General features: G+C 71.7%; 21 protein-coding genes and 1 pseudogene. 14 read left to right on the plus strand and 8 right to left on the minus strand.

All coding sequences use genetic code 11. The annotated features are described in order from the left end of the window. Nucleotides 1–21: 21 nt before the first annotated feature. The 3 genes from ACFWWR_RS03835 (at nucleotide 22) to ACFWWR_RS03845 (ending at nucleotide 3,463) form a co-directional block, all read left to right on the plus strand. A complete protein-coding gene (locus tag ACFWWR_RS03835; RefSeq protein ID WP_383857475.1) occupies nucleotides 22–939 on the plus strand; it encodes a PPK2 family polyphosphate kinase in 918 nt (305 codons plus the stop codon). A gap of 28 nt (nucleotides 940–967) precedes the next feature. Beyond that, nucleotides 968–2,482 (plus strand): FAD-dependent oxidoreductase, encoded by a 1,515-nt coding sequence (locus tag ACFWWR_RS03840; RefSeq protein WP_383857478.1) that lies wholly within the window; start codon nucleotides 968–970, stop codon nucleotides 2,480–2,482. 84 nt (nucleotides 2,483–2,566) lie between these two features. Beyond that, entirely contained in the window at nucleotides 2,567–3,463 is an 897-nt protein-coding gene (locus tag ACFWWR_RS03845) for a polysaccharide deacetylase family protein (RefSeq protein WP_384301788.1), read from the plus strand. Here ACFWWR_RS03845 and ACFWWR_RS03850 read toward each other — a convergent pair. Then, a complete protein-coding gene (locus ACFWWR_RS03850) occupies nucleotides 3,405–3,584 on the minus strand; it encodes a hypothetical protein (RefSeq protein ID WP_383857484.1) in 180 nt (59 codons plus the stop codon). The genes ACFWWR_RS03845 and ACFWWR_RS03850 overlap by 59 nt on opposite strands. 44 nt (nucleotides 3,585–3,628) lie before the next feature. Between ACFWWR_RS03850 and ACFWWR_RS03855 the strand changes: the two genes are divergently transcribed. From ACFWWR_RS03855 to ACFWWR_RS03875, 5 genes are all read left to right on the plus strand, one after another. Then, nucleotides 3,629–4,357 (plus strand): peptidyl-tRNA hydrolase, encoded by a 729-nt coding sequence (locus ACFWWR_RS03855; protein WP_383857487.1) that lies wholly within the window; start codon nucleotides 3,629–3,631, stop codon nucleotides 4,355–4,357. 263 nt (nucleotides 4,358–4,620) lie between these two features. Beyond that, the gene (locus tag ACFWWR_RS03860; protein ID WP_384301790.1) at nucleotides 4,621–5,928 is read left to right on the plus strand and encodes a DUF692 domain-containing protein; all 1,308 of its coding nucleotides are present in this window, start codon (nucleotides 4,621–4,623) and stop codon (nucleotides 5,926–5,928) included. Between the two features lie 430 nt (nucleotides 5,929–6,358). Beyond that, complete coding sequence (locus tag ACFWWR_RS03865; RefSeq protein ID WP_383857493.1) at nucleotides 6,359–7,141, plus strand: DUF4142 domain-containing protein; 783 nt, start codon at nucleotides 6,359–6,361, stop codon at nucleotides 7,139–7,141. A 96-nt stretch (nucleotides 7,142–7,237) separates the two neighbouring features. After that, a complete protein-coding gene (locus ACFWWR_RS03870) occupies nucleotides 7,238–8,011 on the plus strand; it encodes a TIGR04222 domain-containing membrane protein (RefSeq protein WP_384301792.1) in 774 nt (257 codons plus the stop codon). Nucleotides 8,012–8,130: 119 nt separating this feature from the next. Beyond that, on the plus strand, nucleotides 8,131–9,750 hold the full coding sequence (locus ACFWWR_RS03875) for an alpha/beta hydrolase (RefSeq protein WP_384301794.1): 1,620 nt from the start codon (nucleotides 8,131–8,133) through the stop codon (nucleotides 9,748–9,750). Between the two features lie 20 nt (nucleotides 9,751–9,770). On the opposite strand, the gene hemQ is transcribed toward ACFWWR_RS03875, so the two are convergent. Further along, a complete protein-coding gene (hemQ, locus tag ACFWWR_RS03880; RefSeq protein WP_383857502.1) occupies nucleotides 9,771–10,502 on the minus strand; it encodes a hydrogen peroxide-dependent heme synthase in 732 nt (243 codons plus the stop codon). A 5-nt stretch (nucleotides 10,503–10,507) separates the two neighbouring features. After that, complete coding sequence (hemG, locus tag ACFWWR_RS03885) at nucleotides 10,508–12,109, minus strand: protoporphyrinogen oxidase (RefSeq protein ID WP_384301796.1); 1,602 nt, start codon at nucleotides 12,107–12,109, stop codon at nucleotides 10,508–10,510. A 156-nt stretch (nucleotides 12,110–12,265) separates the two neighbouring features. Here hemG and ACFWWR_RS03890 point away from each other — a divergent pair, with 156 nt between their 5' ends. Together ACFWWR_RS03890 and ACFWWR_RS03895 are read left to right on the plus strand one after the other, a co-directional pair. After that, nucleotides 12,266–13,270, plus strand: coding sequence for a DUF4349 domain-containing protein (locus ACFWWR_RS03890; RefSeq protein WP_384301799.1), 1,005 nt, complete (start codon nucleotides 12,266–12,268; stop codon nucleotides 13,268–13,270). Nucleotides 13,271–13,327: 57 nt separating this feature from the next. Further along, nucleotides 13,328–14,734, plus strand: a pseudogene (locus ACFWWR_RS03895) (FAD-dependent oxidoreductase). Nucleotides 14,735–14,756: 22 nt separating this feature from the next. Here the strand turns inward: ACFWWR_RS03895 and ACFWWR_RS03900 are convergent. Continuing rightward, nucleotides 14,757–15,080, minus strand: a complete 324-nt coding sequence (locus tag ACFWWR_RS03900; protein WP_383857514.1) for a hypothetical protein — start codon at nucleotides 15,078–15,080, stop codon at nucleotides 14,757–14,759. A gap of 124 nt (nucleotides 15,081–15,204) precedes the next feature. Between ACFWWR_RS03900 and ACFWWR_RS03905 the strand changes: the two genes are divergently transcribed. Continuing rightward, nucleotides 15,205–16,029 (plus strand): rhomboid family intramembrane serine protease, encoded by an 825-nt coding sequence (locus ACFWWR_RS03905; protein ID WP_383857517.1) that lies wholly within the window; start codon nucleotides 15,205–15,207, stop codon nucleotides 16,027–16,029. 12 nt (nucleotides 16,030–16,041) lie between these two features. Here the strand turns inward: ACFWWR_RS03905 and hemE are convergent, their stop codons facing one another. Beyond that, on the minus strand, nucleotides 16,042–17,112 hold the full coding sequence (gene hemE / locus ACFWWR_RS03910; protein WP_384301801.1) for a uroporphyrinogen decarboxylase: 1,071 nt from the start codon (nucleotides 17,110–17,112) through the stop codon (nucleotides 16,042–16,044). Between the two features lie 107 nt (nucleotides 17,113–17,219). Here hemE and ACFWWR_RS03915 point away from each other — a divergent pair, with 107 nt between their 5' ends. From ACFWWR_RS03915 to ACFWWR_RS03925, 3 genes are all read left to right on the plus strand, one after another. Further along, nucleotides 17,220–17,888, plus strand: a complete 669-nt coding sequence (locus ACFWWR_RS03915; protein WP_384301803.1) for a DUF3000 domain-containing protein — start codon at nucleotides 17,220–17,222, stop codon at nucleotides 17,886–17,888. A gap of 296 nt (nucleotides 17,889–18,184) precedes the next feature. Beyond that, nucleotides 18,185–18,847, plus strand: coding sequence for a LuxR C-terminal-related transcriptional regulator (locus ACFWWR_RS03920; protein WP_383857525.1), 663 nt, complete (start codon nucleotides 18,185–18,187; stop codon nucleotides 18,845–18,847). Nucleotides 18,848–19,014: 167 nt separating this feature from the next. Further along, entirely contained in the window at nucleotides 19,015–20,331 is a 1,317-nt protein-coding gene (locus ACFWWR_RS03925; RefSeq protein WP_383857528.1) for an HRDC domain-containing protein, read from the plus strand. A 28-nt stretch (nucleotides 20,332–20,359) separates the two neighbouring features. Here the strand turns inward: ACFWWR_RS03925 and ACFWWR_RS03930 are convergent, their stop codons facing one another. From ACFWWR_RS03930 to ACFWWR_RS03940, 3 genes are read right to left on the minus strand one after another with little or no spacing between them, the layout of a single operon-like run. Next, a complete protein-coding gene (locus ACFWWR_RS03930) occupies nucleotides 20,360–21,190 on the minus strand; it encodes a carbohydrate ABC transporter permease (RefSeq protein WP_383857531.1) in 831 nt (276 codons plus the stop codon). Further along, on the minus strand, nucleotides 21,187–22,140 hold the full coding sequence (locus ACFWWR_RS03935; protein ID WP_383857534.1) for a carbohydrate ABC transporter permease: 954 nt from the start codon (nucleotides 22,138–22,140) through the stop codon (nucleotides 21,187–21,189). Before ACFWWR_RS03935 ends, ACFWWR_RS03930 begins: the two co-directional genes overlap by 4 nt. Beyond that, entirely contained in the window at nucleotides 22,140–23,453 is a 1,314-nt protein-coding gene (locus tag ACFWWR_RS03940; RefSeq protein WP_383857537.1) for an ABC transporter substrate-binding protein, read from the minus strand. The genes ACFWWR_RS03935 and ACFWWR_RS03940 overlap by 1 nt, the downstream gene beginning before the upstream one ends. Nucleotides 23,454–23,483: the final 30 nt, after the last annotated feature.

Genomic DNA, 23,483 nt, shown 5'->3' on the forward strand with positions numbered 1-23,483 from the left:
CCGGAGCGGAAGGGGTGCCCCGTGGCCGAGAAGGACTCCCGGCGGAAGTCGCACAAGGGAAAGAAGGCCGGTCTCCGTGAGCTGCTGCGCGTGCCGGGCGGCGAGCGGGTCGATCTGTCCTCCTACGACACCCGTTCCGTCCCTCTCGGCCCCGGGGACAGGACCGCGGGCCAAGTGGCCACCACCCGAATGGGCGAACACCTCGCCGACCTGCAGGAACGCCTGTGGGCGGCGAGCACCGCGGGCGACCGGCGACGGGTGCTGCTGGTTCTGCAGGGCATGGACACCAGCGGCAAGGGCGGCACGATCAAGCACGTCATCGGCTTCTGCAACCCGTCGGGCTGCCGTGTCCGGGCGTTTCAGGCGCCCACCCCCGAGGAGCGGGCACACCCCTTCCTGTGGCGCATCAAGAAGGCCCTCCCGCACCCCGGTGAGCTGGGCATCTTCGACCGCTCCCTCCCCCACGCTCGACTTCGCTCGCGCGGGGGGACCCCCATCGAGGACGTCCTGATCGCCCGCGTCCGCGAGCTCGTCCCGCGCGACGAGATCAACCGCCGCTACGACGAGATCAACCAGTTCGAGAAGTCCCTCGCCGACGACGGCGTGACGGTGATCAAGTGCTTCCTGCACATCTCCCACGACGAGCAGCGGCGCCGTCTGCTCCAACGCCTGGACCGGCCGGACAAGCACTGGAAGTTCGACCCGTCGGACATCGACGACCGCGCGCTGTGGCCCGCGTACCAGGAGGCATACGGGATGGCCCTGGAGCTCTGCTCGACGCCGTACGCCCCCTGGTACGTGATCCCGTCGGACCGCAAGTGGTACCGGAACTGGGCGGTGGGCCGGCTGCTCCTGGAGCATCTTCGGGAGCTGGACCCGCAGTATCCGAAGGCCGACTTCGACGTGGCGCAGACCCGTCGGCGGCTGCTCGCGCAGTGAACCGCGCCGGACGGGGTACCCGGCCCGCATGACCGAGAACCCGCATGTCAGCGGCTCGTACTGGCTTGAGACCGCGCCGGGCCCGGACCGCCCCGCACTCGCGGGAGACCTGGACGTCGACGTGGCCGTGATCGGCGCCGGAATCGCCGGGCTGAGCACGGCGTGGGAGCTGGCACGGGCCGGGCGGCGCGTGGCGCTGCTGGAGGCCGACCGGGTGGCGGCCGGCGTCACCGGGCACACCACCGCCAAGATCACCGCCCTGCACACCCTGATCTACGACAAGCTGCGCCGCACCCGCGGCCCCGAGGGGGCACGGCTGTACGCCCGCTCGCAGTCCGAGGCGATCGAGCGCGCCGCGGAGATCGCGGACGAGCTCGGCGTCGACTGCGACTGGGAACGCCGGAGCGCGTACACGTACGCCTGCGACACGGCCCGCGTCGAGGAACTGCGGGCCGAGGCCGAGGCCGCGCGGGAGGCCGGGCTGCCGGCGTCGTTCGTGACGGAGACCGGGCTGCCGTTCCCCGTGGCGGGCGCGGTGAAGGTCACCGGGCAGGCGCAGTTCCACCCCCGCAAGTACCTGCTGGCCCTCGCCGACGACCTGGTCGCCCGAGGCGGTCAGGTGTACGAGCACACGACGGTCGTAGGCCTGGAGGAGGGCGAGCCGTGCCGGCTGAACACCGACACGGGGGCACGGGTGAGGGCCCGGGACGTCGTGGTCGCCACCCACTACCCGGTCTTCGACCGTGCCCTGCTGTTCACCCGGCTCTCCCCGCGCCGCGAGCTGGTCGTCGCCGGGACCATGCGCGCCGACCGGGATCCGGACGGCATGTACATCACGCCGGACGAGGGCACGCGGTCGGTCCGTACGGCGCCGCACGGCGAGGACCGGCTGCTCGTCGTCACCGGGGAACACTTCAAGCCCGGCACCGGTGACACCCGCGCCCGCTTCCAGCACCTGGCCGACTGGGCCGCCGGCCACTTCCCCGACGTCACCCTCACGCATGCCTGGGCCACCCAGGACAACGACCCCACGGACACGGTCCCGCTCGTCGGCCCGATGCACCCCGGTGCGCACCACACCTACGTCGCCACCGGTTTCGGCGGCTGGGGCATGAGCGGCGGGATCATGGCGGGCCGCCTCCTCACTGCACTGATCACCGGCCAGGAGTGCGCATGGGGCGAGCTGTACGACCCGCGCCGACTGCGTTCGACCGTCCGCGAGGCCCCGTCGTTCCTGAAGCACCAGGCGCAGGTCGCCCGCCACTTCGTCGGTGACCGGCTGCGGCCCCAGCCGCCGGTCGAGGCGCTGCCGCCCGGCGAGGGCGCGGTCGTCCGCACCGACGGCGGCCGGCTGGCGGTGTACCGGGACGAGGGCGGTCATCTGCACGCCGTCTCCCCGCGCTGCACCCACATGGGCTGCCTCGTCGCGTTCAACGCCGCCGAACGCGCGTGGGAGTGCCCCTGCCACGGCTCGCGCTTCGACACGGACGGCAAGGTGGTCCAGGGACCGGCGACGCGGCCGTTGGAGCAGCGTGACATCTGACCGGGACTCCGGGCGGGGCGCTGTGCGGGTGACACGCCAGCGCCGCTGACGCCCAAAGAAGAGTGATCACCATACTTTCGTACGGTGATCACTCTCGTACGACGCGTCACCGCCGTCTGTGCCCTGGGCGCCGCCCTCTCCGCCTGCGGCACCCCGCAGGTGTCCGAGGCCCCCGGCCCCGCCCCCTCGGCGGCCCCCTCGGCCGCTCCCTCCCGGCCCCCGACGCTGGCCCCCGGCCCGGCCGGTCTGACCCCCGTGTTCGAGAACGGTCCGCGCCGCACCTCGGACAAGACCGTCGCGCTCACCTTCGACGCCGACATGACGGCCGGGCAGGGGCCCCGGGCGGCGGCGGGCGAGCGGTTCGACAATCCGCGGCTGATCTCGACGCTGCGCGCGCTGGACGTGCCGGCCACGGTGTTCATGACGGGCAGGTGGGCCGAGGAGTACCCCGTCCAGGCCCGCTCCATCGGCCGGGACCCGCTCTTCGAGGTCGCCAACCACTCGTACAGCCACTACGCCTTCACCGACGACTGCTACGGGCTGCCGACCGTCTCCGAGAACCGGATGCGCGCGGACGTGGAGCGCGCGTACGCCGCGTTCCGCAGGGCCGGGGTGCCGGACCCCATGCCGTACTTCCGCTTTCCCGGCGGGTGCTACGACCGGCGGGCCCTGAAGGCGCTGACGCCGGTCGGCATCACGGCCGTGCAGTGGGACGTGGTCAGCGGGGACGCGTTCGCCACCGACGCGGACGCCGTGGCCCGGCAGGTGCTCGAGGGGGTGCGGCCGGGGTCGGTCGTCGTCATGCACTGCACGCGCAGCGCGGCCCCGACGACCGAGCGGGCCGTGCGTGCGGTCGTGCCCGAGCTGCGGAAGCGGGGGTACCGGTTCGTGAAGGTGTCCGAGCTGATCGGGGACGCGGCGCTCACCCCGAGCAGGCGGTCCGCTCGGCCTCCTGCCACTCGCACACCGGGCACAAGGTGATCCCCTTGTACGACTCCGCGTACTCCGTGGGCTTCTGGCACAGCACGCACTCCGCGTACGGCGGCCCGTCCGCCTTCGGCGGCGCCGTGGCCTCGCGGATCGTGCAGTAGTCCTCGGTCATACGCCCAGCGTAGGTTCCCCCGTCCGGGTTGGCAGACTGTACGGGTGAGCAACGAGTCGACGTCCGAAAACGAGAACCCCTTCCGGTCCGAGCCCGGCACCCGCGACAGCGCGCAGCAGTACGTGCTGCCGCTCGTCGTCCGTATCGAGCGAGGCGCCCCTCCGGCGCGAACCGACGCTCTGGAGACCGCCGCCCGCGCCGTGCTCGTCATGCTCGGCGACGAGCGGTCCCTCGGGGACGGGGAATGGGCGCAGGCGATCCGCTCATGGCAGGACGCCCGGATCCGCAAGGTCGTGCGACGGGCCCGGGGAGCCGAGTGGCGACGTGCCGAGGCACTGCCCGGTGTCACCGTCACCGGCAGGACCGCGGAGGTGCGGGTCTTCCCTCCCGTGCCGTTGGACGGCTGGCCCAAGGACCTCGCCCGGCTCCAGGTCTCCGGCACCGATCTCGACGACCCGGAACCCCCGGTGGCGGCGGACGCGGGAGCACCCGTGCTGTGGATGAACCCGGACCTGGACATGTCGGCGGGCAAGGCGATGGCACAGGCCGGACACGGTGCCCAACTCGCCTGGTGGGAGCTGTCGGAGGAGGAGCGGGCGGGATGGCGCGACGCGGGTTTCCCGCTGGCCGTGCGGACCGCGGACCCCGGCCGCTGGGTCGAACTGACCACGAGCGGGCTGCCGTTGGTGCGGGACGCGGGGTTCACCGAGATCGCGCCCGGGCTGACGGTCGCGGTCGAGGGACACGACCGCGTCGGCGCCCTGCGGCACTGACCCCCTCGCTTACGGCAACGAGGCGGCCTCCGGGACCCCGTGCGGGGTTGGTTCCGGAGGCCGGCGTGTGCTCGCGTCCGGTGCGTTTCGTGTGCCGCGTCCGGTGCGTTCGTGTGCCGGGACGCATGGCCGAGGCCGGTCCCGAACCTCAAATGTTGCTCTGAAGGAGCGTGCGAAGGGGTTCGGGTCCGTGTGGCGGGGCCATACCCCCGTCACGCCCGAGGGGCGGCACCGCGGAGCCGGAGGAAGCCGAGGAGGGGACCATGAAGCGACTGGGAACGGGCATCGGTTGGCGGCCCGAGATCGCGGACGCCGTGGAGCGCATGCCCGGCATCGACTGGGTCGAGTTCGTGGCCGAGAACGTGTGCCCCGGGCACCTCCCCGACTCACTGCTGCGGCTGCGCGAGCGCGGGGTCACGGTGATCCCGCACGGCGTCTCGCTCGGCCTCGGCGGCGCGGACCGCCCCGACGAGGGCCGGCTGACGGCCCTCGCCGAGCGCGCCCAGGCACTGGGCTCGCCCCTGGTCACCGAGCACATCGCGTTCGTCCGGGCGGGCGGGCCGCTGACGGCGTCCCCTCGCCTGGAGGCCGGCCACCTGCTGCCCGTGCCGCGCACCCGGGACGCCCTCGACGTCCTGTGCGAGAACGTCCGTATCGCCCAGGACGCGCTGCCGGTGCCGCTCGCCGTCGAGAACATCGCCGCGCTCATCTCGTGGCCCGGCGAGGAGATGACCGAGGGACAGTTCCTGTACGAACTGGCCGACCGTACCGGCGTACGCCTGCTGATCGACGTGGCGAACCTGCACACCAACCACGTCAACCGCGGCGAGGACCCGGCCGAGGCGCTCGCCGAGCTGCCTCTGGAGGCCATCGCGTACGTCCATGTCGCCGGCGGCTTCGAACGTGACGGCGTCTGGCACGACAGCCACGCCCACCCCGTCCCGCGTCCGGTCCTGGACATCCTGACCGACCTCGCGTCCCGGGTGTCCCCGCCCGGGGTTCTCCTGGAGCGGGACGAGAACTTCCCCGAACCGGCGGAGCTGGAGGGCGAGTTGGGGGCCATACGGGAGGCCCTGGAGAAGGGCGGCGCGCAGTCCGCGCCCGCCCGGACGCCCTCCGCCCGCGCCCTGTCCGCGCAGGCCCCGGCCGCCGACGACCTCACCCGCCAGCGCCTCGCCCTCGCCCAGACGGCACTGCTGTCCGCGCTGGTCGCGGGGACCCCCGTACCGGAAGGCTTCGACCGGGTACGGCTGGGCGTACAGGCCCGGGCCCTCGCCGGAAAGCGGGCGGACGTCGTGGCCAAGGTCGCCCCCGAGCTCCCCGAGATCCTCGGCACGGCCTACCGTTCCGCCTTCCTCGCCTACGCCCCCGGCCACCCCATGACCGGCGGCTACCGCCGTGACGCCCTGGACTTCGCCGAGCACCTGCTGCTCGCCGGGCGCCCGGAGGACACGGCGGCACGGCGGGCCCTGCGGGAGTGGTGGCTGGAACGGTCGGGACCGGCCCCGCGCTCGCACCGCCCGACGGTACGGCTGGCCCGAGCCACGCGCCGGGTACTGCTCCGACGCTGAACGCACACCCTGCCGACGCGTCACTCCACAAGCAACCCGGGCCGCTGACCCCCGGGCAATCGTGCCGCCAGTGCGGCACGGGTGGGCGCGGGCGGCACCCCGCCGCGGGCCGGGCTGCGCACCCCACCCCCCTCAGCCACAGCGTCGGCCAACCGGTCGACCGGCCTACGCCACGCCCCGCCCCCCGACTAAGCGCACCCCCCACCCCCGACTGTGCCGGGGTTAACACCCGTGCCGGCACCCCGGCCGACACGCCCGATTCCCACACCCTTCGCCCCGATATGCCCCCCGACCCCTCTCCCCCATTAACCCCGCATCGCCCCCGAAACAACCATTCGCCCCCGTACGGCGGTTGACGTAGACCCCGAAGTAACATGTCAACCCCGCACCTGAAACCCACTAGCGTGCGGTGCCGCAAGCAGGAGGCACCATGCGACCCCGACCCCCCGTCAACGGCAGAGGCATCTTCACCGGCACCGGGCTCATCATCACCGGCCTGACCGCGACCCTCGTGGCGCTGATCTTCCCGATCTGGTCGTACGCCGACCGTTCCGGGACGGGGCTGGACGTGCTGAACGCCCAGACCGTGTCGACGAAGTACGGACCCTTGTCCGCTCTCGACCGCGAGTTCATCACGAAGGTCCGGCTGGCCGGCCTGTGGGAGCTGCCCGCGGGACAGCAGGCGCAGCAGAAGGGCACCACCCCGGCCGTGAAGACGGCGGGACAGCACCTCATCGAGGGGCACATGTTCCTGGACGAACGCGTCCGTGACGTCGCGGGCAAGCTCGGCCTCGAACTGCCCAACGAGCCCAACGAGCAGCAGAGGCAGTGGCTCACGACCCTGACCGCGGCGCAGGGCGTGGCCTACGACCGGGACTTCGCCAACATCCTGCGACTGGCGCACGGCAAGGTGTTCTCGGTCGTCGCCCAGGTACGCGCCAGCACCCGCAACTCCCTCGTCCGCGCCCTCGCCGACGACGCGAACACGACCGTGCTGGACCACATCAAGGTCCTCGAGGCCACCGGTTACGTCGACTTCGACGCCCTCGCCCAGGACATGGCCGCCGGAGCCGCTCCTCCGCTCACCAACTCACCGGCCCCACCCGGCCCGACGGCCGAACCGAGCCCGGCGATCCCGGTGACCCCACCGGCCTCCCCGAGTTATGCGCTCCCCCCGCCCGCCACCAGCCCCCCGCCTTCCGTGGATCAGTGACCGCACATCCCCCGGAACATCACATACCGGCAACGCTCGGTCCGCATGGTGAATAAGGCATGGCGCTACCCGGAGCCGGTCGCATAGAAAATCCACATGTTCTGGGTCCTTCTTCTGCTGCTGGCCTGGGCCGCCGCCGGCACGGCGTGTACGCGACTGTGCCTGGCCGCCGTACACGCGGCGGCCGTCGACGCGGACACGGGCCGGGCACACGATCTGACGCTGTACGAGGCCGCGTTCCTGTCCGGCGGTCCGCGGCGGGTCGCCGATCTGACCCTCGTCTCCATGGCACGCCAGCGGCGGCTGCTGCTCGCGCACACCGGCTGGGCGACCGTCGTCGACCCGCGCGGGCGGGACGACATCGAGCGGTCGGTGATAGGGGCGATCGGGCCGGAGGGGCAGTCGCTCCTCGCGCCGGTACGCGCCACCGCCGCCGCCACGGACGCGGTACGCGGCGTCGCCGACCGGCTGGTCAGCGCGGGGCTCGCCGTGCCCGACGGCGCCCGGGCGGGGGTCGCGGCGGGGGTCCGTCAGGTACGGCTGGCCGCGGTGGCCGTCGTCGCGTTGGGCGCGACCGCGCTGTTGACGCCGGCTCAGTCGGACATGCCGCGGCACCTGGTCGCCCTCTGGTTCGGGCTCCCTCTCGCCCTCACCCTCAGCTGCCTCGCCATCGCGCGGATCGAGGTCCACCCCTACTCGCGCTGGGCCTCCCCGGCCGGCCAGCGCCTCCTCGGCGCGCTGACCAGGCGCACCCGCGGGGACGACCGTACGGATCTCACCTCCGTCGCCGTCCACGGCATCCGCGCGATCGGCGAACCGGACCTGCGCGCCGCCTTCGCTCACGGCGAGCAGCACCACTGGCGCGCATAGCCCGTTCCGAGGGGGCGCACGGAGGCATTGGGCCCGACACCGGCCGGGCGGTGCTTGCCTTCGCCGACAACCGAACGAAACATCCCTTTTGTTGCTGTTGTGCACCGAAGGGATACGCGATGAGAGCCCCCGCCCTCTACTCGGCCGCCGGGACCTTGCTCCTGACCACGCTCGCCGCCGCGCCGGCCGACAGCGTCCGGACCGTGCCGGGCGCGGCCGAGGTGCGCGGGACCGCGGTGGCCGCCGCACGGGCCCGGGTCGCGGGCATCGACTTCGGTACCTGCCCCGAGGCGGAGAACCTGCCCGACGGCATGCGGTGCGGCACGGTGTCCGTCCCGCTCGACTACGCGCGTCCCGACGGCAAGCAGATCAGACTGACCGTCAGCCGGGCCCCGGCCACCCAGAAGGATCCGCACAACAGCAAACGCCTGCTACCCAGGCAGGGCGCCCTCGTCTACAACCCGGGCGGGCCGGGCGCCTCCGGCATGGCCTTCCCCCTGATCGGCGTGCTCCCCGAGTGGAAGCGGCTCGCGGCGGTGTACGACTTCGTCGGCTACGCCCCGCGCGGGGTGGGCCGTTCCGCGCCGCTGTCGTGCAAGGACCCGGGGACGTTCTTCAAGGCGCCCTCGCAGGCGCCGACGCACCCCTCGGAGTCGTACAAGAGGGAGCGCATCGCGCAGGCGAAGGCGTACGCGCGCGGCTGCGCCGAGCGGGCGGGCGACTCACTTCGGCACTACACCTCCCTCAACAACGCCCGTGACCTGGACGTGCTGCGGGCCGCGCTGGGCGAGGAGAAGCTGACGTTCATGGGCGCGTCGTACGGCACCTACTTCGGGGCGCTGTACGCGACGCTGTTCCCCTCGCACGTACGGCGGATGGTGTTCGACTCGGCGGTGAACCCGGACCCCGAGCAGATCTGGTACCGCAACAACCTCGACCAGTCGGCCGCGTTCGAGGGGCGCTGGGAGGACCTGCGGGAGTGGATCGCCAAGCACGACGACGTGTACGGGCTCGGCGACACCTCCGAGGAGGTGCTGCGCAGTTACGAGAAGGCGCGGGCGCGGCTGGCCGCGAAGCCGGCGGGCGGCAAGGTCGGGCCGGGGCAGCTGCAGGGGGCGTTCCTGTCGGCCGGGTACTACGACGACTACTGGCCGCGCCGCGCGCAGGCGCTGTCGGCCTACCTGAAGGGCGACCCGAAGCCGCTGATCCAGCAGGCCGGTCCGCGTCCGGCGGCGGCGGCCGAGGCGGAGAACTCGAAGGCGGTCTACACGGCCGTCGAGTGCAACGACGCGCGCTGGCCGACCGAGTGGCGGGTGTGGGACCGGGACAACACGCGGCTCGCGCGCGTGGCGCCGTTCGAGACCTGGGACAACGTGTGGATGAACCTGCCGTGCGCCTATTGGCCGGCGCCCCGGCAGCGGCCCCTCGACGTGCGGACCGGGCCGGGTGAGCTGCCGCCGACACTGATCCTGGCCGCCGAGCGGGACGCGGCCACGCCGTACGGCGGCGCCGTGGAGTTGCACCGGCGGCTGTCGGGCTCGGTCCTGGTGACCGAGCGGGACGCCGGTACGCACGGCGTCGCGGGCGGGCCGAACCCCTGCGTCAACGGCCATGTGGACGCGTATCTGCTGGAGGGCCGGCTCCCGGCGCGGCGCGCGGCCTGCGGACCCCGTCCGGAACCGAGGCCGACGGCGGCCGGCGCCCGAAAGGTGCCGGCCGCCGAGCCCGCCTCACGCTGAGCGCCAAGCCGTCGCACCGATCAGGCGAGGCCGGCGACCAGCTCGCCGATGTCCTTGCGACGGCCCGTGTAGAACGGCACCTCCTCGCGGACGTGCATCCGCGCCTCGGAGGCGCGCAGGTGGCGCATGAGGTCGACGATGCGGTACAGCTCGTCGGCCTCGAAGGCCAGGAGCCACTCGTAGTCGCCGAGGGAGAACGAGGCGACCGTGTTGGCGCGCACGTCCGGGTAACCACGGGCCATCTTGCCGTGGTCGGCGAGCATGCGGCGGCGGTCCTCGTCGGGCAGCAGGTACCAGTCGTACGAGCGCACGAACGGGTAGACGCTGATGTAGTTGCGCGGCGTCTCGTCGGCGAGGAACGCCGGGATGTGCGAGCGGTTGAACTCGGCGGGGCGGTGCAGCGCCATGTTCGACCACACCGGCTCCAGCGCGCGGCCCAGCCTGGTGCGGCGGAAGAGGTTGTACGCCTCCTGGAGCTGGTCGCTGGTCTCCGCGTGCCACCAGATCATGAGGTCGGCGTCGGCGCGCAGGCCCGAGACGTCGTAGGTGCCGCGGATCGTCACGTCCTTGGCGGCGAGCTGGTCGAACAGCTCCTGGACCTCGTCGGCGTAGCCCGCGCGGTCCTCGGGGAGCACGTCCTTCAGCTTGAAGACGGACCACAGCGTGTAGCGGATGACCTCGTTCAGGTCCTTGGCCAGCTTGCCCTTGTTCGGGATCCTGGCCGAGTCGGTGGTGGGGGCGTCGTCACTCATGGTCCTTATTCTCCCGCTCCTCCGTGCAGACTCTGCACCGGGTTGGCGGTGAGCTCCTGCACACCTCGCAGGTCACCCTGGATCTGGTCGACGGCGGCGTAGGCGCTCGCGATGCACGCCGGGATGCCGACACCGTCGTACACCGCGCCGCACACCGCGAGGCCCGGGAGCTTGCCGACGTGCTCGCGGATGCGGGCCACGCGCGCGTGGTGGCCGACGGGATACTGCGGCAGGCCGTCGTTCCATCGGGTGACGCGGGTGGCGACGGGGGTGGCGTCCAGTCCGGTGGCCGCTCGCAGGTCCTGCCGCGAGACCTCGACCAGGTCGGTGTCCTCACGCTGGAGGATCTCCGTCTCGCCGTACCTCCCGACGGAGGTGCGCAGGACGAGCAGGTCCGGGTTCTCGTCGGCGATCCAGCCCCACTTCTGGGAGGCGAAGGTCGACGCCTTGATGGTGCGCCCGTCCACGGGCGGCACCAGGAAGCCGCTGCCTTCGGGCAGGGTGCTGCCGGAGCGGCGGTAGGCGAGGGTGACCAGCGCCATGGAGGCGTACTCGACGGCGGTGAGCTCGGCGGCGGCCGCGGGGGACTCGGTGCGCAGGAGCGCGCCTGCGGCCGGGGCGGGCACGGCGATGACGACGGCGTCCGCGTACAGCGCACGGTCACCGGCGAGGACACGCCAGGTCGCGGAGGGCTGTGAGAGCGGACCGTCGGCAGGGTGCGGTCCGGCCGCATGGCCCGTCGGCTCGTCTCCCGCGTGCGCGGCACCGGCCCCGCCGTCCGCCGAGCGGCCGCGGCCGAAGGCTCGCGGCTCGCCCGCGCCTTGCGACCCGGGCTGCCCCACCCTGCGCAGTTCCTGCACCGGCATCCCGGTCAGGATCTCGCCGCCTCGCTCGCGCACCGACTCCGCCACAGCGAGCGGCAGGCTCCCCACTCCCCCCTCGATGCCCATGAACACCGGGCCGGTCTGCTGGTTCGCGGCGGCCTTGGCCTGGATCTCGCGGACCGCCTCCGTCAGGGAGTCGTGCGTCTGCGCGGCCTGGAAGAGCTGCGGGACCGCCGAGCGCATCGAGATGCGGTACGCGTCGCCCGCGTAGACCCCGCCGAGCAGCGGCTCGACGAGGCGGTCGACGACCTCGCGGCCCAGCCGCGCCGCCACGTACTCCCCGACCGCCACGTCGTCGCCGACCTCCGTGCGGGGCAGGTCGGCGTCGCGCTCGATGCGCGCGAGGCCCTCGTCGGACAGCACGCCGGTCAGGGTGGCGGCGGTGCCGGGGACGCCCATGACGTGTCCCTTGGGCATGGGGCGCAGGGCGCCGCGGGTCCACAGGGAGGCGGTCGCGGTGGCGGGCGGCTGGAGGCGGTCGGTGAGGCCGATCTCGCGGGCGAGGGCGACGGCCTCGGGGCGGCGGGCGAGCATCGACTCGGCGCCGAGGTCGACGCGGGCGCCCGCGACCTCGCCGGGCAGCAGCTTGCCGCCGACCCGGTCGGACGCCTCCAGCACGGTCACGCGCGCGCCGCGCAGCAACAGCCGGTGGGCCGCGGCCAGCCCCGCGATTCCGGCTCCGATGACGACGACATGCCCGGTACCCGTGCCCGTTGTGCTCATGTGCCCACTTTCTCAGACCGCACTGACACGCCGACGGCGACCCGGTGTCCTTCACGAGTCCCCACCGTGACCGCATCGGGACCGTTTCCCGCCAACGTTCGGGCCGGGTCCGGCGTCGAAGGAACGTCAGTCGTCACAACCCCGGGGGTAGCCCAGATGCACACACGACGTTCCGTACGACCCGTCCAGGCCCTGGCCGGGATCCTGCTGGCCGCGGGCCTGGTGCTGACCGGCTGCGGCGGTGCCGACTCCAGCGATTCCGGTGCCGGCACGACCAAGGACGAGGCCGCCGCGCAGAGCGACGCGAAGGCGGACGCCCCTGGCGCCGCCGCGGACAGCGCGCGCGGCGACAGCGACGCGGGCGGCGCCAAGGCGACCGCCCCGCCCAAGATCTCCACGAACCACATCATCCGCACCGCCTCTCTGACCGTGCAGGTGAAGGACGTGCCGAAGTCCCTCGACGAGGCCCGCACCACCACCGAGAACGCGGGCGGTTACGTCGGCAACGAGACCACTTCCCGGGACGAGGAGGGCAACGAGCAGACACATGTGGTGCTGCGCGTGCCGGTCGACAGGTATGAGGAGGTCCTCGCCGACCTGGAGGGTTCGGGCAAGCTGCTGGAACGCACGGCGAAGGCGCAGGACGTCACCGACCAGGTCGTCGACGTGCAGAGCCGCATCACCTCGCAGCGCGCGAGCGTGGCGCGGATCCGCGAGCTGATGGACCGGGCCACCCGGCTGAGCGACGTGGTGACGCTGGAGGGCGAGCTGAGCACCCGCCAGGCCGACCTGGAGTCGCTGCTCGCAAGGCAGGCGTCCCTCAAGGACCGTGCCGGCCTGGCCACCATCACCCTGAACCTGTCCGAGACGCCGGTGGAGAAGGCCGCGAAGGAGGACGAGGATCCCGGGGTCGTCGACGCGCTGACGGGCGGCTGGGACGCGTTCGTCACGATGCTGCGCTGGATCGTGGTGGCGATCGCCGCGGTGCTTCCGTTCGTGGCGGTCACCGTGCTGCTCGTCCTCGTGTGGCTGCGTCTCGTACGGCCCCGTCTGCGGCGTCGGCCGGCCACGGTGCCCGCCATGCCCTCGGTGGGCCCACTGCCGACGGCCAGGACCGCGCCGGAGCCCACCCGCCCTCGGGAGGGCGGCGAGGAGGACTGATCCGGTCCGAGGAGAGCTGAGGGGCACTGAAATGCCCTGCGCACGTAGCGTGTTCGCATGAGCATGAGCACAGCGAGCGGTGGGACGGGCCGTGCGGCCGAGCGTCTGGTGGTGATCGGCGGCGACGCCGCGGGCATGTCCGCGGCGGCCCAGGCCCGTCGCAATTAGGGCCCCGACCAGGTGGAGATAGTGGGCGACGAGCGCGGGGCCATAACGTCCTACTCGGCGTGCGGCATTCCGTACTGGGTGGGCGGCGACGTCACCGAGCGGGACCGCCTGATCGCCCGCACGCCCGAGGAGCACCGGGCCCGCGACATCGACCTGCGGATGCGCACCGAGGTCACGGAGATCGACGTCGAGCGGCGGCGGGTACGCGCGCGTGACCTTGATTCCGGGGCCGAGTCCTGGACCTCGTACGACAAACTCGTGATCGCGACCGGCGCCCGCCCGATCCGCCCGGACATGCCGGGCACCGACGCGCCCGGTGTCCACGGCGTCCAGACCCTCGACGACGGGCAGGCGCTCCTGGACACGCTGGCACGCACGCGTGGCCGACGCGCGGTGGTCGTCGGCGCGGGTTACATCGGCGTCGAGATGGCCGAGGCGCTCATCAACCGCGGCTACGAGGTGACGGTCGTCAACCGTGGCAAGGAGCCGATGTCCACGCTCGACCCGGACATGGGCCGCCTGGTGCACGAGGCGATGGAGGGCATGGGCATCACCATGGTCAACGACGCCGCGGTGACCAAGCTGCTGACGGGTGACGACGGTCGCGTGCGGGCGGTGGTCACGGACGACGCCGAGTACCCGGCGGACGTGGTCGTGCTCGGCATCGGCGTACGCCCCGAGACGGAGCTCGCGAAGGCCGCCGGGCTGCCGCTCGGGACGCACAACGGGCTGCTGACCGACCTGGCGATGCGGGTGCGCGGGCACGAGAACATCTGGGCCGGCGGCGACTGCGTCGAGGTCCTCGACCTGGTCTCCGGCCAGGAACGGCACATCGCCCTGGGCACCCACGCCAACAAGCACGGCCAGGTCATCGGCACCAACGCCGGCGGCGGCTACGCCACCTTCCCCGGCGTCGTCGGCACGGCGGTCAGCAGGGTCTGCGACCTGGAGATCGCCCGCACCGGCCTGCGCGAGAAGGACGCGCGCAGGGTGGGTCTGCAGTTCGTGTCGGTCACCGTGGAGTCGACCAGCCGCGCGGGCTACTACCCGGGTGCCTCCTCCATGACGGTGAAGATGCTCGCCGAGCGCCGCACGGGGCGGCTGCTCGGCGTGCAGATCGTGGGCAGGGAGGGGGCGGGCAAGCGGGTCGACATCGCCGCGGTGGCCCTGACGGCCGGTATGACGGTGGAACAGATGACGGCCCTGGACCTGGGCTATGCGCCGCCGTTCTCGCCGGTGTGGGACCCGGTGCTGGTTGCGGCCCGCAAGGCCGTGGTGAAAGTGCGGGCCTCCTGAAGTACTGCTGCCCGCGGGACCTTTACGCCGACCCGTTGATCCGCTCGATGGCCTGCCGGGCCTGATCGGCCGGCGGCCGCGGCGGCAACGACGACACGGACGCACTCGTACTCGTCACGGCCGCGGGCTGCTCCCCCGCCGGCCTCGCGTGCGCGGCGGCCCGTGCGGACCGCAGCCGGTTGCTCACCGCCTCGTCCAGGGTCACCGGTCGCTGCATCTGGGAGGCCAGCCGGCCGGCCTCCTGGCCGAGCCGGGCCACGTCCTCCCACGGCAGGCGCACCACCAGGGAGATCTCGGCCTCGCCGTCCGGCAGGGCGTGCATCGGAGGAGTAACTCGGTCGTTCATCGCCTGTTCCTCACGTCGTCCCCGCGAGCGCCTTCCCCGTGCCGCGGGCGGTTGTGGAGACATACGCACCCGCGGTGGGCGGCGTTCACCGGTTCGCCGTCCGCATCGGGGGCACTACTTCCTTGTGGTCATCCCCGTCCATGACGTGAACCCTGCGCGTCGCACCCCCGTGGTGACGTATGCGCTGATCGCCGCGAGCGTCCTCGTGTTCCTGTTCATGCCGGGCCTCGCCGGTTCCGTGGCCGGGGACGGCAGCCTGGCCCAGCTGTGCCACCTCCAGGCGTTCCTGGATCATTACGCGGCGGTGCCACAGGAGTTGATCCACCATCAGCTGCCGCGGGTGGTGCCGACGGGCGACGTCGGCGTGGGCCCGCAGGGCGCGGGCTGCGTGGTGGGCCCGCCCAGTTACGACAAGTCCCCCGAGCTGTCCGTCCTGACGGCGATGTTCCTGCACGGCGGCTGGCTGCACCTGCTGGGCAACATGCTCTTCCTGCTGATCTTCGGCAACAACATCGAGGACCGCATGGGGCACGTGCGGTTCGCGCTCTTCTACGTCGTGTGCGGCTACGCGGCGTCGTACGGCTTCGCGCTCCTCAACGCCGACTCGGCCGACCCGCTGATCGGCGCTTCGGGGGCGATCGCCGGGGTCCTGGGCGCCTATCTCGTGCTGTACCCGAAGGCCAGGGTGTGGGTGCTCGTCCCGTTCCTGGTCTTCCTGCCGCTCAGGCTGCCGGCGTGGCTGGTGCTGGGGTTCTGGTTCGTGCTGCAGGCCGTGTACTCGTCCGGCGAGGGGGTGTCCGCCGCCGGGACGGTGGCGTACGCGGCGCACATCGTCGGCTTCCTCGCGGGCATGCTGCTCGCCTGGCCGCTCAAGCCGGGCACGCCCCCGCCACCGGAACCGCGCGGTCTGCTCTTCGGCAGGCGGGCACGGCCCCGGCACACCTGGTGAGACCGGGCCGGTTCAGCGGGCGGTCTGCGTGTGGACGTACTCGACGAGGCGGGTCAGCGCGTCCGGGTCGGTGGACGGCATGACGCCGTGCCCGAGGTTGAAGACATGGCCCTCGAGACCGGCCGCCGCGTCCAGGACCTCGCGGGTCTTGGTTTCGACGGCCTCGGTGCCGGCGAACAGGACGGTCGGGTCGAGGTTGCCCTGGAGCGCCTTGCCGGGGCCGATCCGGCGGACGGCCTCGTCGAGCGGGACGCGCCAGTCGACGCCGACGACATCCGCGCCGGCCTCGCCCATGAGCCTGAGCAGTTCGCCGGTGCCGACACCGAAGTGGATGCGCGGGACGCCGTACCCCTCGACCGCCCGGAACACCTTGGCGGAGGCGGGCAGCACCGAGTGGCGGTAGTCCGCGGGGGCCAGCGCGCCGGCCCAGGAGTCGAAGAGCTGGACGGCCGAGGCGCCGGCCTCGATCTGCACCTTGAGGAAGGCGGCCGTGATGTCCGCGAGGCGGTCCAGCAGGTCGGCCCACAGCTCGGGGTCGCCGTACATCATCGCCTTGGCGTTCTCGTACGTGCGCGACGGGCCGCCCTCGACGAGGTAGCTCGCGAGGGTGAAGGGCGCGCCGGCGAATCCGATGAGCGGGGTGGCGCCGAGCTCGCGGGTCAGCAGGCCGATCGCCTCGGTGACGTACGAGACGTCCTCGGGGGTCAGGTCACGCAGCTGGGCGAGGTCCTCGCGGGTGCGGATCGGGCGCTCGACGACCGGGCCGACGCCGGGCTTGATGTCGAGGTCGATGCCGATGGCCTTGAGCGGGACGACGATGTCGCTGAAGTAGATCGCCGCGTCCACGTTGTGCCGCCGCACCGGCTGGAGGGTGATCTCGGTGACCAGTTCGGGCCGCATGCAGGACTCGAGCATCCCGATGCCCTCGCGGACCTTGCGGTACTCCGGCAGGGAGCGCCCGGCCTGCCGCATGAACCACACGGGGGTGTGGGGTACGGGCTCGCGCCGGCAGGCCTTGAGGAAGGCGGACTCGTACGTGGCTGTCGGCTGCTGCGGCGTGGCGGGGCTCTCGTTGGCACTCACGGGGCAAGTCTCGCACGGCACCGCAGGGGCCCCGGACGGCAACCCCGACACCGGACAACAGGGTGTCCTCCCTGCACGAGGCCCCCGTTCCCCTTAATCTTCCCCGCATGGCTGCGGCTCAGGGACGACTGTCGGACGGCGCTGACGGAATGGACGACGCGAAGGAGGACGACCTGCATACGAGCGGGACGGATCCGCTGCCCTTCCGGGCGGCCGTCGACGCGCTCAGGGCCGCCCGACTGCGGCCACAGGTCGAGGTCGAGGCGACGCGCGCACCGCAGCGGCTCGCACCCTACGCGTACGCCCTGGAGGCGGCGGTCGTCGACGGCGAGGAGGACCTGGCCGACGGCCGGCTGGTGCTGCTGCACGACCCGGCCGGGCACGACGCGTGGCGGGGCACCTTCCGGCTGGTGACGCTGGTGCGTGCGGAGCTGGAGCCGGAGATGGCGGCCGATCCGCTGCTGCCCGACGTGTGCTGGTCCTGGCTCACCGGTGCGCTCACGGCGCGCGGCCTGGCGTTCGGCGAGCCGAGCGGCACCGTCACCCGCGCGAGCTCCCACTACTTCGGCGGCCTGTCCGAACGGCCGTCCGCCTCCCAGATCGAGATCCGCGCCTCCTGGACGCCCCGCGAGGGCCTGGGCGGCGTTCCGGACACGGGGGGGCACCTGGCCTCCTGGTGCGACCTGCTCGCCCAGATCGCGGGCCTGCCGCCGGCCGGGCCGGGCGACGCGTCGGTGGTCACACTGCCGCAGCGGCGCGGCCCGCAGTCGCGCTGACCCCTCCGGACCCCGACCCCTGACCCGGGCCCGTAGCCCAGACCCGTAGCCCAGCCCTGTACCCGTTCTCGTATCCGTCGGCGGATCGTCGGCGCATTTTTGGTAATCACTTTGTCGATACGGCCACTTTCGACCGCGTATCGACACAGACCGAAGCCGTTCGATCTTCGAATGATCGATCGCGTGTCCGAATTGCACGGATTGTTACTCACTAGATCGTGATCATTCTCTAAAGGCAAACGGGTTTGATGCCGAAGACGACTGTGACCTGCCCCGTCCCCCACCCAGGAGGCCTGGTGTCCGTTCTCCTCGAGCAGCCCGCAAGCCTGGTCGCCTACCGCCCGAACAAGCCGACCGCCATGGTCGTCGTGGCCGACCCGCGCGTCCGCTCCACCGTCACCCGCCACCTGTGGGCGCTCGGTGTGCGCGACGTCATCGAGGCCTCGTCCATCGCGGAGGCTCGTCCCCGCATCGGCAACCCCCGCGACATCTGCGTCGCCGACGTCCACCTGCCCGACGGCTCCGGCCTCACCCTCCTGTCGGAGACCCGCGCCGCGGGCTGGCCCAACGGCCTCGCCCTCTCCGCCGCCGACGACATCGGCGCCGTACGCAACGCCCTGGCCGGCGGCGTCAAGGGCTACGTCGTCACCGGCACCCGCACCAATGTCGGGCTCCCCACCCGGCCGGGTGTCGCCCCCATCGGATCCGCCGCCGCCCGTATGCACCGCCGCCCCCCGGGTGCCCCGAGTCACCCGGGTGGCTACCGCGAATTGTCCGGCCGCGAGGTCGAGGTGCTGCGACTGGTCGCGGAGGGCCAGTCCAACAAGGCGATCGGCGTCTCGATGGGCCTGTCCGCCCTGACCGTCAAGAGCCACCTCGCCCGCATCGCCCGCAAGCTCGGCACCGGAGACCGCGCCGGCATGGTCGCCGTGGCCCTGCGGACCGGCATCATCCACTGACCCCCGCCCTTCACAGCCGTGAACCGGATCGACCGCCGATCCGCTGCCACCCACCCACCCGTCGTGAACCGGATCTTTCACCGAGCTGACTGGTTTACGACCCTCAGGCGCCCGTCGACGGAACGGTCCGTCGGGGGGCGCCGTCCATACACAGATACCCTTGACATGTGACCGACGCCCAAGACACCGCAGCAGACAGCACACTGCGAACCACCGGAGGCGCCCCTCCGGACGACGGCGGATCTTCTGCTACGGAGGCGCCGAACCCCGACCCGGGCCCTGACCCGGGTCCCGAGCCGATCCCTTTGCTCGAGCCGCGCGAAGGCATCCCGCCCGTCGTCGCCGACGCCGACGCGCTCGCCGAGGTGATCGCCGCCTTCGCCGCCGGCTCCGGCCCCGTCGCCGTGGACGCCGAGCGGGCGTCCGGCTACCGCTACGGCCAGCGCGCCTACCTCGTGCAGCTGCGCCGCGAGGGCGCGGGAACGGCCCTGATCGACCCCGTGGCCTGTCCCGACCTCTCCGGTCTCGGCGAGGCCCTGTCGGGCGTCGAGTGGGTGCTGCACGCGGCCACCCAGGACCTGCCGTGTCTCCGCGAAATAGGCATGGTCCCCACGGAGCTGTTCGACACCGAGCTGGCCGGCCGGATCGCCGGGTTCCCCCGGGTGGGACTCGGCGCGATGGTCGAGGGCGTCCTGGGCTTCGTCCTGGAGAAGGGCCACTCGGCCGTCGACTGGTCCACCCGCCCGCTCCCCGAGCCGTGGCTGCGGTACGCCGCCCTGGACGTGGAACTGCTCGTCGACCTGCGGGACGCGCTGGAGAAGGAGCTCGACCGGCAGGGCAAGCTGGAGTGGGCCCGCCAGGAGTTCGACGCGATCGCCTCGGCCCCGCCGCCGGAGCCCCGCAAGGACCCGTGGCGGCGGACGTCCGGCATGCACAAGGTGCGCCGGCGGCGGCAGCTGGCCGTCGTCCGGGAGCTGTGGCAGACCCGGGACCGGATCGCCCAGCGGCGGGACGTGTCGCCGGGCAAGGTGCTCGGCGACGCGGCCATCGTGGAGGCCGCGCTCTCCCTTCCGGCCGACGCGCAGGCGCTCGCCGCCCTGAACGGGTTCGGGCATCGGATGGGACGGCGGCAGCTGGAGCAGTGGCAGGCCGCGGTGGACCGGGCCAAGTCCCTTCCCGACGCGCAGTTGCCGCAGCCGGGGCAGGCCGTGACGGGGCCGCCGCCGCCGCGGGCCTGGGCCGACAAGGATCCGGAGGCTGCCGCGCGGCTGTCGGCGGCGCGCGCCGCGGTGTCCGCGCTCGCCGAGGCGCTCAACATGCCGCAGGAGAATCTGATCACGCCGGACACGGTCCGGCGCGTCTGCTGGGAGCCGCCGGCGGTTGTCAGCGCCGAGTCCGTGGCGACTGCGCTCACGGGGTTCGGGGCGCGGGCCTGGCAGGTCGAGCAGGTGACGCCGGTGCTTGTGGCCGCGTTGTCCGCGTAGCCGCCGTGGGCTGTCCCTGGAGAGCGCCTCACCTGGTCGCACCTCGCATGAAGCCGTTGTAGATGAACCTCTGCAGGCTCAGGAAGACGATCAGGGTCGGCAGGATCACCAGGACCGCTCCCGCCGATATCACCTCCCAGTGGGCGCCGTAGGGGCCGCGGAAGCGGAACAGCGACGTCGAGATCACGCCAAGATCTTCGGAGGGCATATAGAGGAAGGGGATGTAGAAGTCGTTGTAGACGGTGATCCCCTTCACGATGACGACCGTCGCGATCGCGGGCCTGAGCAGCGGGAAGATGATCTTCCGGTAGATCGTGAAGGCGTTGGCGCCCTCCAGGCGGGCCGATTCGTCGAGGGAGATCGGGATGGATCGTACGAACTGCAGGAAGATGTAGATCGAGACGATGTCCGTACCCATGTAGAGCGCGATCGGCGCCCACAGGGAGTCGAACATGCCGAAGCTGTTGACGATCTGGAAGGTCGCCACCTGGGTGGTCACCCCGGGGACCAGCGCGGCGATCAGGAAGAGCGCGACCACCAGCTTCTTGAAGCGGAAGGTGAAGCGGTCGATGGCGTAGGCGGTCATCGAGCCGATGAGGACCGTGCCCCCGATGGCGACGATCAGGATGATCGCCGTGTTGGTGAACGCCGTGAGCATGTGGCCGTCCTGGAAGGCCGTCACGTAGTTGTGGAAGTTGAACAGGCTGTCGGGCAGCGAGAGCGCGCCGCTGCCGTTCGCCATCTCCTTCGAGGACTTGAGGGAGGTCAGCAGCACCACGCCGAGCGGGAGCAGGACGACCGCCGTGGCGGCGATCAGCGAGAGGTACACGAGCGTGCGGGCCACACTGCGGCGCGTCATGCGAGGTCCACCCTGTCGTCGGGGACGAGGCGGCGCTGCACCCAGGTCACCAGCAGGATGATCAGCAGCAGCACGACCGCGGCTGCCGAGGCGAGCCCTGTCTTGTTGAAGCGGAAGGCCAGGTTCAGCGTCTGGATCACGAAGGTCTCGGTGCCGGTCGCCCCGCCGGTCATGATGTACGGGATCTCGAAGGCCGACAGCGAGCCGGAGATGGACAGGATCACCATCAGGGTGAGGACCGGCTTGATGCCGGGCGCGATGATGTAGCGGAACTGGTGCCAGCGGTTCGCGCCGTCCAGTTCGGCCGCCTCGTAGAGCTCCCCGGGGACGGACTGGATCGCGCCGAGGAACAGCACGAAGTTCAGGCCCAGGTAGCGCCAGATGGAGACGCCGGCCAGGGAGGTGTTGGCGGAGACCGGCGTGCCGAGCCAGGCGTGGTCCGTGTCGTGGCCGAAGAGGGACAGGACCGAGTCGAGGGTGCCGCCGTCCTGGAAGAAGTAGAGGAAGACGAAACCAATCGCGACCCCGTTGATCAGGTACGGGAAGAAGAGCACGCCCTTGAAGAAGTTCCGGAAGCGGACGTTGAAGCTGAGGATCGTCGCGAAGTAGAGCGCGGCGACGATCTGGACGGCGGAGGCGGCGAGGTAGTAGCCGCTGACGAAGAAGACCCGGAAGAGGTCCTCCCTGGTGAAGATCTCCGTGTAGTTGTCGGTGCCCGTGTAGCGCAGTTCGGGGCTCACGCCGTCCCAGTCGGTGAAGCTGTACGCGACCATGTTGGCGATCGGCGCGTAGGTGAAGGTGACCAGCAGGGCGATCGGGGCGATCAGGAAGAGCCAGGGCGTCACTCCGCGCCACACGCGCGCCCTGCGTGGTGCGGGGGCCGGGGCGGGGGCGGCGTGGGCCGCCCCCGGGGCGGCCTTCACGGCCGCCTTCTCGGTGGTGTCCGTCATCAGGACCCCAGCGTCCGCTGCGTCTCGGTCCAGCGCTTGCTGAGATCGGCGAAGAAGTCGTCCAGGCTGCCCTTCTTGGCGCCGCGGGCGAGGTCCACGAGGTTCTGGCGGTACTCGGGGGCGTAGATGCCGACTTCGGACTGGTTGTCGATCTGCTTGACCCGGGCTCCCGCGCTGTCGTCCAGCTCGATGAGCTTCACGCCCTCGTCCTCGTACGGCTTCAGCACCTCGGGCAGCGGTGCGTCCTTGAGGGGCGAGATGGCCAGGTTGTCCTTGTCGTAGCCGGACTTGTCGGTGAACCAGTCGATCCAGGCGCGGGCGGCCGGCTTGTTCTTGGAGTGGACGTTGACGGCCTGGTTGTAGTCGGGTGCGATCACCGCGCAGAACTTGCCGTCCACCTGGGACGGGAAGGGCATGAACCCGATGTCGTCGGGGCTGGCCCCGGCCTGCCGGGCGGCGTCCTGGAACTGGATGATCGCCCAGGTGCCGAGCCACTGCGTGGCGAGCTCGCCCTTCGCCAGCCGGGGCTTGGACTCCTCCCAGTTGGTGGTGGTCGGGTCCTTCTCGATCAGCTTCTGGCGCACGGTGTCGTACAGGAGTTTGTCGCCGACGCGCAGGTCGGCGCCCTCGGCCCACGGGTCGCCCTCGGCGAGCTTCGTCGAGGCCTGGGCGTCGCAGCTGACCGAGCCGTTGACGGACGTCCACTGCGACAGCGGCCACTGGGCGGCGAAGTTGGTGTAGTACGGCACCGCGTCCGTCTTGGACTTGATCGCCTTGAGGCCGGTCAGGAACTCGGCCGGGGTGGTGGGCCATTCGGTGACGCCGGCCTCCTGCCAGACCTTCTTGTTGTAGAGGAAGCCGGGGATCACGCCGATCGGGCTCTGGCCGTAGACCTTGCCGCCGACGGTGGTGTAGTCGGTGAACAGGTACTTCTTGCTGCGTTCCGCCTCGGTGCCGAGCGAGGCGAAGAACCTCGGGTAGTCGTCCTTCTTGATGACCGCGGGGATCATCAGCACATCGCCGTAGTTCTCCGTGTTCATACGGATCTTGACTTCGGTCTCGTAGTTCGTGAGGGCCTCGAACTCGACCTTGACCTTCGGATACGTCTTGTTGAACTCGGCGGCGTACTTCTTCATCGTGCCGTCGGTGACGAGATCGGTGCGCTGGGTGAGGACCTTGATGGTTCCGGTGACCTTCGACGGGTCGTCGGGCGCCTTGGCGTCGGCGCCCTTCGAGGTGCCTCCGGTACCCGTGCAGCCGGGGACCAGCAGGGCGGCTCCCGCGACCATGGCGAGGATGTGACGGCGGTTCATGTGCATCAGCTCCGTTCTAGGGACGTTCCA

The organism is Streptomyces sp. NPDC058678 (genome assembly GCF_042714835.1).
GTDB lineage: Bacteria > Actinomycetota > Actinomycetes > Streptomycetales > Streptomycetaceae > Streptomyces.

Coding starts and splice junctions, on each gene's coding strand:
- ACFWWR_RS03840 (WP_383857478.1), top strand. CDS start 968: ATGACCGAGAACCCGCATGTCAGCGGCTCGTACTGGCTTGAGACCGCG.
- ACFWWR_RS03850 (WP_383857484.1), bottom strand. CDS start 3,584: ATGACCGAGGACTACTGCACGATCCGCGAGGCCACGGCGCCGCCGAAG.
- ACFWWR_RS03860 (WP_384301790.1), top strand. CDS start 4,621: ATGAAGCGACTGGGAACGGGCATCGGTTGGCGGCCCGAGATCGCGGAC.
- ACFWWR_RS03865 (WP_383857493.1), top strand. CDS start 6,359: ATGCGACCCCGACCCCCCGTCAACGGCAGAGGCATCTTCACCGGCACC.
- ACFWWR_RS03870 (WP_384301792.1), top strand. CDS start 7,238: ATGTTCTGGGTCCTTCTTCTGCTGCTGGCCTGGGCCGCCGCCGGCACG.
- ACFWWR_RS03875 (WP_384301794.1), top strand. CDS start 8,131: ATGAGAGCCCCCGCCCTCTACTCGGCCGCCGGGACCTTGCTCCTGACC.
- hemQ (WP_383857502.1), bottom strand. CDS start 10,502: ATGAGTGACGACGCCCCCACCACCGACTCGGCCAGGATCCCGAACAAG.
- hemG (WP_384301796.1), bottom strand. CDS start 12,109: ATGAGCACAACGGGCACGGGTACCGGGCATGTCGTCGTCATCGGAGCC.
- ACFWWR_RS03890 (WP_384301799.1), top strand. CDS start 12,266: ATGCACACACGACGTTCCGTACGACCCGTCCAGGCCCTGGCCGGGATC.
- ACFWWR_RS03900 (WP_383857514.1), bottom strand. CDS start 15,080: ATGAACGACCGAGTTACTCCTCCGATGCACGCCCTGCCGGACGGCGAG.
- ACFWWR_RS03915 (WP_384301803.1), top strand. CDS start 17,220: ATGGCTGCGGCTCAGGGACGACTGTCGGACGGCGCTGACGGAATGGAC.
- ACFWWR_RS03930 (WP_383857531.1), bottom strand. CDS start 21,190: ATGACGCGCCGCAGTGTGGCCCGCACGCTCGTGTACCTCTCGCTGATC.
- ACFWWR_RS03935 (WP_383857534.1), bottom strand. CDS start 22,140: ATGACGGACACCACCGAGAAGGCGGCCGTGAAGGCCGCCCCGGGGGCG.
- ACFWWR_RS03940 (WP_383857537.1), bottom strand. CDS start 23,453: ATGAACCGCCGTCACATCCTCGCCATGGTCGCGGGAGCCGCCCTGCTG.